General features: G+C 39.1%; 10 protein-coding genes and 1 riboswitch. Of the genes, 4 read left to right on the top strand and 6 right to left on the bottom strand.

Going from position 1 to position 12,604, the window contains the following annotated elements; genetic code table 11:
• Positions 1 to 20: 20 nt before the first annotated feature.
• Positions 21 to 1,346: a voltage-gated chloride channel family protein gene (locus tag I5M19_RS01800; RefSeq protein WP_317193205.1), complete on the bottom strand. Its 1,326-nt coding sequence runs from the start codon at positions 1,344 to 1,346 to the stop codon at positions 21 to 23.
• Positions 1,347 to 1,388: 42 nt separating this feature from the next.
• Positions 1,389 to 1,453: riboswitch (Fluoride riboswitch) on the bottom strand.
• 111 nt (positions 1,454 to 1,564) lie between these two features.
• Here I5M19_RS01800 and I5M19_RS01795 point away from each other — a divergent pair.
• Entirely contained in the window at positions 1,565 to 2,518 is a 954-nt protein-coding gene (locus I5M19_RS01795; protein ID WP_200063449.1) for a tryptophan 2,3-dioxygenase family protein, read from the top strand.
• A gap of 132 nt (positions 2,519 to 2,650) precedes the next feature.
• The gene (locus tag I5M19_RS01790) at positions 2,651 to 3,715 is read left to right on the top strand and encodes a branched-chain amino acid aminotransferase (RefSeq protein WP_200066067.1); all 1,065 of its coding nucleotides are present in this window, start codon (positions 2,651 to 2,653) and stop codon (positions 3,713 to 3,715) included.
• A gap of 53 nt (positions 3,716 to 3,768) precedes the next feature.
• Here I5M19_RS01790 and I5M19_RS01785 read toward each other — a convergent pair whose 3' ends face one another.
• Positions 3,769 to 4,515, bottom strand: coding sequence for a class I SAM-dependent methyltransferase (locus tag I5M19_RS01785; RefSeq protein WP_200063447.1), 747 nt, complete (start codon positions 4,513 to 4,515; stop codon positions 3,769 to 3,771).
• Positions 4,515 to 5,045 (bottom strand): serine acetyltransferase, encoded by a 531-nt coding sequence (locus tag I5M19_RS01780; RefSeq protein WP_200063445.1) that lies wholly within the window; start codon positions 5,043 to 5,045, stop codon positions 4,515 to 4,517. Before I5M19_RS01780 ends, I5M19_RS01785 begins: the two co-directional genes overlap by 1 nt.
• A 115-nt stretch (positions 5,046 to 5,160) precedes the next feature.
• Between I5M19_RS01780 and I5M19_RS01775 the strand changes: the two genes are divergently transcribed.
• Both I5M19_RS01775 and I5M19_RS01770 read left to right on the top strand, forming a co-directional pair.
• Complete coding sequence (locus tag I5M19_RS01775) at positions 5,161 to 6,438, top strand: glycosyltransferase family 4 protein (RefSeq protein WP_200063443.1); 1,278 nt, start codon at positions 5,161 to 5,163, stop codon at positions 6,436 to 6,438.
• The gene (locus tag I5M19_RS01770) at positions 6,435 to 7,187 is read left to right on the top strand and encodes a glycosyltransferase family 2 protein (protein WP_200063441.1); all 753 of its coding nucleotides are present in this window, start codon (positions 6,435 to 6,437) and stop codon (positions 7,185 to 7,187) included. The genes I5M19_RS01775 and I5M19_RS01770 overlap by 4 nt, the downstream gene beginning before the upstream one ends.
• 85 nt (positions 7,188 to 7,272) lie before the next feature.
• Here the strand turns inward: I5M19_RS01770 and I5M19_RS01765 are convergent, their stop codons facing one another.
• From I5M19_RS01765 to uvrB, 3 genes are all read right to left on the bottom strand, one after another.
• Positions 7,273 to 9,759 (bottom strand): YfhO family protein, encoded by a 2,487-nt coding sequence (locus I5M19_RS01765; RefSeq protein WP_200063439.1) that lies wholly within the window; start codon positions 9,757 to 9,759, stop codon positions 7,273 to 7,275.
• A gap of 381 nt (positions 9,760 to 10,140) precedes the next feature.
• Positions 10,141 to 10,389, bottom strand: coding sequence for a DUF4834 family protein (locus I5M19_RS01760; RefSeq protein WP_200063437.1), 249 nt, complete (start codon positions 10,387 to 10,389; stop codon positions 10,141 to 10,143).
• 156 nt (positions 10,390 to 10,545) lie between these two features.
• Positions 10,546 to 12,573 carry an excinuclease ABC subunit UvrB gene (gene uvrB / locus I5M19_RS01755; RefSeq protein WP_200063435.1) on the bottom strand — a complete coding sequence of 676 codons (2,028 nt, stop codon included), beginning with the start codon at positions 12,571 to 12,573 and terminating at the stop codon, positions 10,546 to 10,548.
• Positions 12,574 to 12,604: the final 31 nt, after the last annotated feature.

The raw sequence follows: 12,604 nt of genomic DNA, 5'->3' as shown, positions 1-12,604 counted from the left end.
AACAAAGAAACAATAAAGATTTACAGTTTATATTTAGAGAATACGCGAGCTACATATTTTTTGGCGTTTGACGACGTTATGCCGTCAATTTTAGGTATTGCAACGCGCTGTGATCCGTATATGCCGCTCTCTCCGCTAAAAAAATATGCGGTGAAACAAGCTACGGCAAAAAATAAGGCATGTTCCCCGCCAAACAACTCAATCCCCATTATAGTACACGCCATAGGCGTATTAGTTGCTCCTGCAAAAACAGCGATAAACCCAAGCGCCGCAAAAAGACTTACCGGTGCGTTAAACAATTCGGCCAAGGAATTACCCAAAGTTGACCCGATATAAAATAATGGTGTTACCTCACCTCCTTTAAATCCTGTCCCTAAAGTAATGGCTGTATATATTAATTTCCATAACCAACTAAAGGCTGCTGCTCCCCCATGCTGGAAAGATGAAACTATAGTAATAGCACCCGGGTATTCTGCATCAACTCCTAAACTTAAATAATCCGGTTTACCTAAAAGAAGGGTTAACCCGATAATTATCAGCCCCCCGCAAATGGGTAACAGCCAACTGATCTTTAATAATTGCAATAAGGTATCTTTAACTAAATGAACTGCCTTTGCAAAAGCATAACTTACTAAACCAAAAATAGCAGATGATATAATCACCTTTATCAACAACCAAATTCCGGTATGCAAGTGATGCCCATAAAAATCCTGCCCGGTATTAACCACATCTATATGATACTGGGTATGATGTATTCCCCAGGCAGATACCGTAACATCGGCAACTAAGCCGGCTATCAAACAAGGCAGCAACGCGTTATATTGAATGCGGCCAATGGCGATAACTTCGAGAGCGAAAATAGTACCTGTTAACGGAGTACCAAACACCGCTCCAAATCCTGCGGCTACACCCGCAGTTAAAATAACCTTTTTATCGGTTTCTTGTAACTTGAACCATCCGCCAAATAAGTTGGCTAAGCTGCCCCCTATCTGTACGGCGCTACCTTCGCGCCCGGCGGAACCACCAAACATATGAGTAATTACGGTAGTTATCAAAATCAGGGGAGCCATTCGTTTTGGCACACCCGCTCCTGGCTGATGGATCTCATCAATGATCAGGTTATTTCCCTTCTCGGCAGATTGTCCATATAGCTTGTAAAGTAAATGAATAGAAATACCCGCAACCGGTAATAAATACAGCAACCAGGGGTGTTTAAAGCGATAGTGTATACCCCATTTTAACAGCCACAGAAAAAGGGCTACCATGCTTCCTACAGCAATGGCTACCGGAATTACCATCAGCGTCCAACGAAAAAGATATTTGAAGAGTGTGAACTGTTTCGACAAAATATTTTTTAACATAACCTACATACAAATAATAAATAACTTATTTGGGTAGGCGTCATCAGCTTTGCAGCGGTTCAAATAGGCGGCACACCATCGCCCTTAATACATTGCAAATATGCATTATAGGTTTTATAGTTACAATAGGTTCCTGTTTTGGTTTTTAATTTTTATCTAACTGCCAAAATTAATTCCTGCTACTTATTATTTAAATTTGCCGCATGCACCTTTCACCCGAAATTGAAGAAAGACTGGCCCGGCTCCAGGAAAAATATGAAGCCATGGGGCAGGATATGACATCCTATCTGGATGGTTTGCTCCATGCCGACTTTCTTACCTATTGGGATTACATACATTTAGATACCCTTTTAAGCCTGCAAAGCCCCAAAACACCGTTTCCGGACGAAGAGATCTTCATCATGTATCATCAGATAACGGAACTTTATTTTAAGCTTTCGTTACATGAGTGCAAACAGATAGTTGCGGCACAGCCCTTAACTGCCGATTTTTTTACGGCCAGGTTAAAACGTATCAACCGTTATTTTGAAGCTTTAACTCAATCGTTCGAGATCATGGTTGATGGCATGGAGAAAGAGCAATTTCTGCAATTTCGCATGTCATTATTACCCGCAAGCGGGTTTCAATCCGGGCAATATAGATTGATCGAGATATATGCGACAGATTTCATTAACCTTGTAGCAAAAGATCAGCGTGAGGCTATGCGCAATGCTACAATTGAAGACCAGTTTGAACATATTTATTGGAAGTTTGGCGCTACCGAACTGTCTACAGGCAAGAAAACGCTGACACTTAAACAATTTGAGAAAAAATATGCCAAAACATTTATAGAGTTGGGCAATAGCGTAACTCACACTAATTTTAATTCGCTTTTACAGCAGTTAACCTATAAAGGAGAAAGCAATACAGCACTTATTGAGCAACTGCGACAATTAGATGTTAATGTAAATGTAAACTGGCCTCTATCGCACTATAAGTCGGCAGTACGGTATCTTAACCGCGAACCCGATGAGATTAAAGCAACCGGCGGAACAAACTGGCAAAAGTACCTCCCTCCCCGTTTTCAGAAAAGGATATTTTACCCATCATTATGGTCGGCAGAAGAATTAGAAAACTGGGGTAAAGCGTGGGTAGAAAAAGTGGTGAGTGAAGGTTAAATTATCTCACACAAACAAATTTCATATAAATCACATTGTAAATACACTGTTATAACTGTAGCACTTAAAAAAATAAAAAATCATCTGATTTTATTTAACTTGCCATTTTCTGAAATTAATTACAACATGGCCATGACTGAAACGCTGGATATAAAAATAACTAAAACAAATCACTCTCGTTTAAACGAAACGGACTTTAATAATTTACCCTTTGGTAAAACCTTTTCAGACCATATGCTTATGGCTGATTATGCCGACGGAGAATGGAAAAATTTTGAGATATTACCTTACGGGCCAATTGAGTTAAGCCCGGCAATCTCATCTTTGCATTACGGCCAGGCATTTTTTGAAGGCATTAAAGCATACAAGCATGCCGATGGAAAAGTTACTATTTTCCGCCCCGACAAGAACGCTGTACGCTTCAACAAATCCGCTGAGCGTTTATGTATGCCGGAATTACCTGAAGAGATGTTTATACAAAGTATTGCTGCTCTGGTGGATATTGACCGCGATTGGATACCCGGAAAAGCTAACCATGCGCTTTACATAAGGCCGTTTATGTTCGCTACCGATCCGTATTTGGGTGTAGCTCCATCCTCTACTTATAAATATATGGTACTGATTGGCCCCACAGGTCCTTATTTTTCAAAAGCACTACGGGTTAAAATAGAAACACATTACACTCGTGCTGCCGAAGGCGGTATGGGTTATGCGAAAGCAGCAGGCAACTATGGTTCATCAATGTTGCCCGCCCGTAAAGCCACCGAAGAAGGCTTTGATCAGTTAATTTGGACGGATGCCAAAGAGCATGCCTTTATTGAAGAAATGGGCGCGGCCAACGCTATGTTTTTATTAGACGGCACACTAATTACCGCTGAAGCTAAGGATACTATTTTAGATGGTGTTACGCGTGATACAGTGATAGCATTAGCTAAGGATTGGGGTATTCCGGTTGAAGAAAGAATGGTTTCAGTAGCTGAGATAATTGAAGGCGCAAAAAATGGCAAACTTACCGATGCTTTTGGAGCAGGTACAGCAGCTACTATCGCTCCTGTTGGTTCTATAAGCTACAAAGGAGAAGAATACTTTTTAAACGACCCGGAAAAGAGAGAATTCTCTAACCTCGTATTCAAAACGCTGAATGCCATCAAATATGGAACAGAAGAAGACACCCACGGGTGGAACTATATTGTATAAGCAAAAAACAACTGCATTAAAAGTCCTCGTATGTTATACGGGGACTTTTTTATTTATAAAGTCGCCTTAACCACAATATAAGGAGACAGCATCTTACTCTCCACAGGCACCAATTTTGTGGCTATTTTACCTGTAAGCCAAATAGCTTTCATTAAAAACTTAGCAGTTATGGTTTGTTCAGTTTTATTTTCCAGCCATACAGAGAATTTTCCGTGATAATAAGCTTCAACATTGCTTAGCCCAAATTGCTCACAACTGCTTTTAAGCAGATCAAGATCCATGCTGTTAATATTGTGCTTATCATAATTATCTTTATCAAACTGGCGTTGCACCCAGCCATTAACGGCTTTAAAATTAGGCAGGGTAATAAACAGCGTCCCCCCGGGCTTTAAAAATTTAATGTGCTCACCAATAATAAATTTGGTGTCATTAAAATGCTCTATCAAACCGAAAGAAAGCACCATATCATATTGTTCAATAGGTTTATAGGTAAAAAGATCCGCTTCAATAATATTTATATCATCCTTTTGCAGACCATTTACCTTAAGTAGCTGTTCAACAAGTTCATGATGTATAAAGTAATCAAGCAGTGTTGTTTTTAAATGCTGATATTTCTTAAGATATATAGCATAGTACCCGGGGAAACCACCTAATTCTATTGCCGTTTTAACTTTTTTTTCAGCTATTATTTTACCTAAAATATCTCCAAATATATAGGTTGGTTTTAGCTTAAATATCAATCCTATCCTTGATTCCCAAAAAGCTTTCCAAAAGGAACGGTCGGTTAAATTGTTCTCCATTAAATATCTTCCGGATTTTTAAAATTTTCTTTACCTGGTAATATCCTTGCCGGATTACCAACAACGATGCTATTATCAGGTATATTTTTTACAACAACAGCGCCTGCACCTATTAACACATTGTTTCCAATAGTAATATCTCCAATAATACTGGCGTTAGCGCCAATATTTACATTATTGCCTATACGCGGAGGGTTACTTAAACTGCCGTCTGTAAATTCTTTATGCCCTATTGTTACCCCATTTCTGAGCACACAGTTATCGCCCAATGTTACTTTGTAATTTACCACAAGGCCTTGCCCGTGATAAAACACCAGGCCCTTACCTGCTACAAGCTTGCGGGGAAGTTCAATTCCTAACACCCACTCTACAAAAAAACGATAAAACATAAGGTATGGGAAGAAGACGATCTTTAACAACATGTACTTGTTTATCGCATTTACAAGTCTGAACATAAACAGAACTATCTGTGCTTTTATATTGCCACGGTTGGCACTCCAATCCTGGAATATGTAGGCGAAAAAGTTCATTTTTTTACCGTCTCTTAAACTGTTAAAACTTCATATTTATAGATATGTAGTGGTCAAAAGTAAAATTTTTAATTTTAGTATCATTATACTTGCCCCGATAAATGATCTGCTTAAAATGAAGGTAGCCTTAATAAATACATCTGATGCCGGCGGCGGCGCTGCTGAAGCCTGTATGCGATTATTAAACGCGCTTCAAATGCAATCAATTGATGCCACATTAGTTGTGCAGCATAAGAAAAGAAACAACGACCATGTATATACAATAGAAAAAAACTACCTGGATAAAACGGCATCAAATTTTAATTTCTTTTACGAACGACTGCCCTTTATTGCTTTTCATGAGCGCGACCGGTCTGTTCGCTTTGCTTTTTCAACTGCGAACGCAGGCACTGATATTAGCGAGGAGGCCGTTATAAGGGAAGCGGATATTTTGCATATTCACTGGACCAATTCGGGTTTTCTCTCCGTTAAAAACCTGAAAAAACTGATCAACCTTAACAAGCCAATAGTTTGGACTCTGCACGACATGTGGGTTTTTACGGGCGGCTGTCATTATGCAGGCATTTGTGATCATTTTAAATATGAATGCGGTAATTGTTACTTTTTGCGTCGCCCTGATGAAAATGACCTTTCGCATACCGGCTGGTTGCGCAAAAGTAAAATGCTCGAAAATACCGATCAAATATCCTTTGTAACATGCAGCCATTGGCTTGGGAATGTCGCCCGGCAAAGTTCATTACTAAAAAGAGCCAGCATTCAAACCATCCCTAACCCTATTGATACCGATATTTTTTCGCCCCAGGGTAAGCTAATATCCAGACAAAAATGGGGAATAACACCTAACGCTAAAATAATTTTATTTGGGGCAGCCAATATTGCCGACAGGCGTAAAGGTTTAAGTTATTTAGTTGAAGCACTTACGCATTTGAAGAATAACCACCCCGAAAGCTATAGCGTGGAAGTTGTGATTTTTGGAAAGAATAAAAGATTTGACACTACTGTTATTCCGTTCCCGGTACATCAGCTTAATATAATTACTTCAACAAGCGATCTGGCTGAAATATACAGCATGGCAGATGTTTTCTTATTGCCTTCTGTAGAGGATAATTTACCTAATACCATTATGGAAGCGATGGCCTGCGGCACACCGGTTGTTGCCTTTAATACAGGCGGAATACCGGATATGATAGACCATAAATTAAACGGATACCTTGCCGAATTTAAATCGGCAGAGAATTTATCAAACGGCATCATATATCTTTTACAAAATGGCAATGAGACTACTTTATCAGAAGCTGCCAGGAATAAGGTTTTACGCCAGTTTAACAATGAGAAAGTTGCAGGGCAATACATCGATCTTTATCGCAGTATGTTAAGGGGAATAGATGCATGAAAAAACCAACCTTGTCAGTAATTACAGTGGTTTTCAATAATGTTCAGGATATTGAGCGAACTTTGCTTTCCGTACTTAATCAAAACTATCCGGCTATTGAATATATCGTGATAGACGGACTATCCACCGACGGCACTTTAGATATGATCAAAAAACACCAAAGTGGCATAAGCAAATTTGCAAGTGAAAAAGACAATGGTATTTACGATGCCATGAATAAAGGATTAAAACTTGCCACAGGCGATTATATTATATTTATGAATTCAGGAGATGAATTCTATTCTTCTGACACAGTTTCAACGGTATTTAAAAGCGGCGATGATGCAGATATCTATTACGGAGAAACAGAAATGGTTAACCGTGAGCGGGAAAGTCTTGGACAGCGGCGGCATAAGGCTCCTGATAAATTTAACTGGCGAAGTTTCAAACTCGGCATGAGTGTCAGCCATCAGGCTATATATATAAAAAGGGCTTTAGTGGAGCCATATGACACTGCCTATCAGTTAAGTGCCGATATAGACTGGATAATTAAGGCCGCTAAAAAAGCCAAAAAAATAATTAAGGTTGACGGTTTCGTGGCTAAATATCTTGTTGGAGGTATGTCGAAACTAAAACATCGCAAAAGCCTGCTGGAGCGATTTGCCATCATGAAAAAACATTACGGATTATTGCCTACAATGTTTAATCACTTTATCATTGCTTTAAATTTAGGCTGGTATTGGATGCTCAACAGAAAGACTAATGATTAATTTTTTTTATTAAACTATAGGCCAGTAAAATAAAGAGGGGAGTAGATGTAACATCTACTCCCCTCTTTTTATGTTCAGTTCAAGCCTATTTAATTGCAGGCTTTTTCTTTCTTACTTCGTTAAACACAGCGCCCGCTAAAGCCAGTATCAACAAGATAGAGCCAATTAGTGAAATGGTCTCACCTGTGTAATAAGAAGCCGGATGAAAAATAAATTCAATTTTGTGATTTCCCAATGGTATAGTAGCCGCACGCAATAAATAATCTGCACGGTAATAAGGCTGTTCTACGCCATCTATCAGCATTTTCCACCCTTTGCTATAATAGATCTCGGAGAATATTGCTACCCTGTTAGCTGCAGAACTGCTTTGATACACTAAATGATCGGGGTTATAGCTAACCAGATCAATAGTGGCATTAGCATCAGCACCTAAAGTTTTGGCTTCTACTAAGCTTTTATATTGCTTGTCCACCATTGCTTCGTCTTTAGGATCGAAACTGCTTATGGCAAGCATTTCCTCATCCGCATTATCTACATATTTTACACTATTTACAAACCATGCGTGTCCGCAAGCGGTTGAGTTAGCATGCATGCTTGCCGTCCCGGATTTTTGATCTGTAGTAATGATGTATTTGGTGTTTAACATATCCAGTACGTCCTGGTTTATGCTTTTTGTAAACTGATTCAGAAATAATTCTTCATATCTTTTCAGGCGTGCCGCAGAATAACCGGTGATAGATTTATGAAAGAATGGATTAAATGTATCAGATCTGAAATCGGCGCTGGCATCAAACACCCGGAAATCAGGGTCAGGGTCTTTCATGATGATCTGATCTACTTCACGTGGAGCCACAACCTGACTGGCCTCTACCTTATCCTGAAATATCTCATCTTTTAAATAACGTTTATCTACCTGCCACAGATCAATAAGTGTTATGGCAAATAACCCGATGGACATTACCGTTACATTTACTTTTTGTTTTATAAATGCCCATAATAAGCCAAATGTTACTAAAATGAATATAAGTGAGCGTATAGCATCAGCGCGTTCAAGTGATATCCTGTCCTTAACTATCGCACTTGCTACTTCATTGGCTAAGGTACTATCACCTTTAAATACCTGGGTAAGGTAATTGATACCGGTAGCCTGATCGGCAGAATGAAAACTTAAAAATAATTCAGGATAAATAACCAGTATTAAAGCAATGCCGCCTGTAATATATAAGGCAAGCATCAATTTTTTCACCAATACATTTTTGTCTTTTGTTTCCAGCAATTCACGTACTGCCAAAAATGCAAGGATAGGAAAACATAAACCTGCTACAGCAAGTATAGATTCAACAGCTCTGAACTTATTGTAAAGAGGGAAATAATTAAAAAATATATCTGATAGAAATGGCAGATTTTTACCAAACGAAAGAAACATCGTTAAAAGTACAGTCGCTAACAGCCACCACTTTAACCGGCTCCTAACTATTATTAAACCGAAAACAAACAGGAAGCAAATAATTGCCCCAAAATAGTATGGCCCGCCGGTACCGGGTTTATTACCCCAATAAGTTGTCATACCCGGTATAGATGAAGATATTTGCTGAGCATAGTTTGCTGCCTGATCTTCGGGTGTGCCTTTAGAAAGAAACACTTTGGCCGTAGCTGAATTTTTATCGAGTCTTTCTGTGCCACTGCCACCTCCATAAGCATTCGGCACTAAAAAGGTAAAACACTCACCAACACCCTGGCTCCATTGATATGCATACTCCCTATCAAGTCCGTTACTTGGCTCATTAGTAGTTTGTGTAAGGTTTGATTTCCCGCGTATGGTTTCTTTTCCATAATCATAGGTGCTCCATAAAATAGACGCATTTACAGCAAGGGCTAATAATGTTGCACCAGCCATGTAAGCCAATGCTTTCAAAAAAGCCGCAGTACGTTTACCTTTTACAGCATGGTATAATTCTATACCTATCAGAATGAAGATTGCCAGCATCAGATAGTATGTCATCTGCACGTGGTTAGCTCTTATCTCCATCGCCAGGAAAAAGGCGGTCAGCGCGCCTCCTCCTATATAATTACCTCTTAATGTTAAAATTATACTTGCAAGTATTGGTGCAAAAAAAGCAATAGCAAATGCCTGGTTAGAATGCCCTGCAACCAGAAGAATAATATTGTATGATGAGAAGGTAAAGGCCACTGCACCTGCTGCTGCCAGCCAGGGGTTTAACTTTAATACCGTAAATAAAAAATAGGTGCCTAATAAAAGGATTAAAACCGTATCAACAGGATTTGGAAACACGGCTTTTGCAGCAGCTATAATATGTGTTGTTATGTTATCAGGATAGGGTGCCCATATTTGGAAAGCAGGCATACCGCCAAATATCTGGTTGGTCCATAATATGGTAGTATCCTTTGCACGGTAATCCATTATCTCTTTTTGAGTGGATTGTGCTCCTATCACATCGCTTTGGCCTAAGGTTTTACCTTGAAATGCGGGGGTAAGGAAGAAAAAGCATATAGCTAAAAAAATTCCAATAACAGCAAGATGGGTGCCATTACGTTTAATCCAGTTGTTCATCTAAATTATTTAAAGGGATGATTATTCTTCAAAAATAGAAATTTGAATGAGAATAGAAACTTAAGTTTTCAGGAGAATTTTTATTAGCAGTTATGCTGTTGTTTACTTAAAAAATAAAAAAGGACTACCATAATTAAAATACTAACTATATAAATAGCAATATTTAACTTATTGTATTCCTCACGATTTTTACGAATGGTGTAAACATTATATAAGGCAAGTACACCTAAAGCTATCCAAAAAAAATTATTGATACTGTCACATGAACTAAAGGCTTGAAAAAGCACACCCAAAACAATACTGTTGGTAATAATAAGCAGTAATGTTGGCGGCGTATTATTATGGTTCCGCCGCCGCTTATACAGGTTTTCAGGAAGCATATTATTTTATTTCTTCATAATCCACAAATTCACCTTCTGAATCAGGGACACTACTTTTTCTACCTTCTGGTACATAGTCAACTTTAACACGTCCATCCGGTCTTTTTTGCTGATAATTCTGCTGTTGGCGACTTTGATCCTGCGCCTTATTTACCACACTTTGAAAAAGCATTGGCAAAAATATACGTACAATACTGCGTAATATATATAATACACAAATTGATATGATAAGAAAACGTATAAGTATCATTGGGTTTAAATTAAGCTTACAAATATAATATTATAACGTAAAAAATGTTTGCTTTAGTTTAAAGTACAGCTAACACTACGCTGATAGAATTCGTAATTTACTCAAAAATAGTGGTTAAATTAATATCGGATTTAAATATGAATGTCAATTTTTAATTCAACTGAATTTTTCTTCGATCATTTTCTCCAGGGCAAACATCTCATCGCGTAGTTTAGCTGCCAGTAAAAAGTCCATATTTTTTGCGGCCGCGAGCATATCCTTTTTTGTATTATCTATAGATTTTTTCAAATCAGCTTTGGTCATATACTGCACTATAGGGTCGGCAGCTAAAGTAACTGCTTCATTTTCCACATAAGCCTGCTGCACACCACCCTTAAAGTCCACAACCGAAGTTTGCTCCATAATTTCTTCTCTGGATTTACCGACAGTTCGTGGCGTTATACCATGGTCAAGATTGTACTGTACCTGTTTTTCCCTGCGGCGATTTGTCTCGTCAATAGTTATCTGCATAGAATCGGTAATCTTATCGGCATACATAATTACACGCCCCCTGTCGTTTCTTGCAGCCCGCCCTATGGTTTGTATTAATGACCTTTCCGACCGTAAAAAACCTTCCTTATCCGCATCCAAAATGGCAACCAATGACACTTCCGGCAAATCCAACCCCTCACGCAGTAGATTAATACCTATTAACACATCAAATTCGCCTAAACGCAATCCTCTTAAAATTTCTACCCGTTGCAGTGTTTTCACTTCGGAGTGAATATAACGGCACTTAATACCCAGCCTGTCCATATATTTCGCCAACTCTTCGGCCATACGTTTAGTAAGTGTTGTTACCAATACGCGATCACCCATTTTTATCGTTCTGTCTACTTCATCCAGTAAATCGTCTACCTGGTTAATTACCGGGCGTATATCAATAACCGGATCCAGCAATCCGGTCGGCCGTATCACCTGCTCAACCACCACCCCTCCTGACTTTTCCAATTCAAAATCTCCCGGGGTAGCACTTACATAAACGGTTTGCGGAGCAAGGCGCTCAAATTCCTGAAAATTAAGAGGGCGGTTATCCATTGCCGCGGGCAGGCGGAAGCCATATTCAACCAACGATATTTTGCGTGATCTGTCCCCACCATACATGGCACGAATTTGTGGTACGGTAACATGGCTTTCATCTATTACCATCAGGTAATCATCCGGAAAATAATCAAGCAGGCAAAAGGGGCGCATACCCGGCTGCCGCCCGTCAAAAAACCGGGAGTAATTCTCTATACCTGAACAATAGCCCAGCTCACGTATCATTTCCAGATCATAGTTAACCCTTTCTTCCAGACGTTTTGCTTCCAAAAACCGCTGATCATCAATAAACTGTTTCTTGCGCATTTCCAACTCTTCCTGTATTGCCCAAACCGATTGCTGAAAACGCTCACGCGGGGCCACATACAAGTTAGCCGGATAAACTACCATGTGGGTCATTTTTTCAATGGTTTTCCCGGTGGTAATATCAAAAGTGCTCAACTCCTCTATATCATCACCAAAAAAGGATATACGGTAAGCATAATCTAAATATGCGGGGAAAATATCAACAGTATCCCCTTTTACACGAAAAGTTCCGCGCTTAAAATCGGCTGTTGTACGGGCGTATAATATTTCCACTAAACGATGCAAAAAGGCATTACGGCTAACACGCGTACCCACAGCAAATTTGAAAACAGAGTTGGCAAAGTCCTCGGGGTTACCCATACCATAAATGCAGGATATGGACGATACCACTATTACATCTCTCCTGCCGCTCATTAATGCGGATGTAGTACGCAAGCGCAATTTTTCTATCTCATCATTTATCTGCAGATCCTTTTCAATATAAGTATTTGACGACGGGATAAAAGCCTCGGGTTGGTAATAGTCGTAATAAGATACAAAATAATTTACAGCATTTTCCGGGAAAAATTGTTTGAATTCGCCGTATAATTGTGCCGCCAGCGTTTTATTATGACTGAGTATTAAAGTAGGTTTCTGCGTTTGTTCAATTACATTGGCTATGGTAAACGTTTTACCTGAGCCGGTAACCCCTAAAAGGGTTTGGAAAGGATCTCCGTTGTTTACCCCTTCTACTAATTGCCTTATAGCTTCGGGCTGATCGCCGGTTGGTTTATATTGAGATGTTATTTTAAAATCCATTTATACAAAAATAGTGATTAACACTTATTTA

The organism is Mucilaginibacter segetis (genome assembly GCF_016522075.1).
Classification (GTDB): domain Bacteria; phylum Bacteroidota; class Bacteroidia; order Sphingobacteriales; family Sphingobacteriaceae; genus Mucilaginibacter; species Mucilaginibacter segetis.
This window is presented reverse-complemented; position numbering and strand designations above follow the sequence as displayed.

What these genes read in the sequence shown, in the direction of transcription:
- I5M19_RS01795 (WP_200063449.1), top strand. Translation starts at nt 1,565, where the DNA reads ATGCACCTTTCACCCGAAATTGAAGAAAGACTGGCCCGGCTCCAGGAA.
- I5M19_RS01790 (WP_200066067.1), top strand. Translation starts at nt 2,651, where the DNA reads ATGACTGAAACGCTGGATATAAAAATAACTAAAACAAATCACTCTCGT.
- I5M19_RS01785 (WP_200063447.1), bottom strand. Translation starts at nt 4,515, where the DNA reads ATGGAGAACAATTTAACCGACCGTTCCTTTTGGAAAGCTTTTTGGGAA.
- I5M19_RS01780 (WP_200063445.1), bottom strand. Translation starts at nt 5,045, where the DNA reads ATGAACTTTTTCGCCTACATATTCCAGGATTGGAGTGCCAACCGTGGC.
- I5M19_RS01775 (WP_200063443.1), top strand. Translation starts at nt 5,161, where the DNA reads ATGAAGGTAGCCTTAATAAATACATCTGATGCCGGCGGCGGCGCTGCT.
- I5M19_RS01770 (WP_200063441.1), top strand. Translation starts at nt 6,435, where the DNA reads ATGAAAAAACCAACCTTGTCAGTAATTACAGTGGTTTTCAATAATGTT.
- I5M19_RS01765 (WP_200063439.1), bottom strand. Translation starts at nt 9,759, where the DNA reads ATGAACAACTGGATTAAACGTAATGGCACCCATCTTGCTGTTATTGGA.
- I5M19_RS01760 (WP_200063437.1), bottom strand. Translation starts at nt 10,389, where the DNA reads ATGATACTTATACGTTTTCTTATCATATCAATTTGTGTATTATATATA.
- uvrB (WP_200063435.1), bottom strand. Translation starts at nt 12,573, where the DNA reads ATGGATTTTAAAATAACATCTCAATATAAACCAACCGGCGATCAGCCC.